This is a genomic window from Bacillus cereus group sp. BfR-BA-01383, assembly GCF_022663495.1.
GTDB classification, from domain to species: Bacteria; Bacillota; Bacilli; order Bacillales; family Bacillaceae_G; genus Bacillus_A; species Bacillus_A cereus_AU.
Genome location: NZ_JAKUFP010000116.1, coordinates 1 through 396, shown reverse-complemented (window position 1 = coordinate 396; position 396 = coordinate 1). Strand labels below are relative to the sequence as shown.

Sequence of the window (396 nt, the reverse complement as noted above, 5' to 3'; positions counted from 1 at the left end):
ACAAAGAAACAGGAAAAGGTTTGACATATGGTACATGCTCTGCCAAACTTCCTGCCATGAAGAAAGAGTTTGTTTGGCTAAAAGAAGTGGACAGTATTGCGATTCAGTCGTCTGTTCGCAACCTTGCGGATGCTTATACACGCTTTTTCAAAAAACAAAACAGTGCCCCGCGTTTCAAATCTAAGAAGAACAACGTACAATCTTATACCACAAAACAAACAAATGAAAACATTGCCGTTGTAGGAAACAAAATGAAATTGCCAAAACTAGGTCTTGTTCGATTTGCCAAAAGTCGTGAAGTAATTGGACGTATTTTAAATGCTACAGTTAGACGGAATCCTTCTGGCAGATACTTTGTGTCATTGTTAGTTGAAACAGAAGTGCAAGAACTTCCGA

General features: G+C 38.6%; 1 pseudogene. It reads left to right on the top strand.

Annotated elements, in window-relative coordinates:
• Positions 1–396 (top strand): annotated as a pseudogene (locus tag MR065_RS27185) (IS200/IS605 family element RNA-guided endonuclease TnpB); the annotation flags it as partial.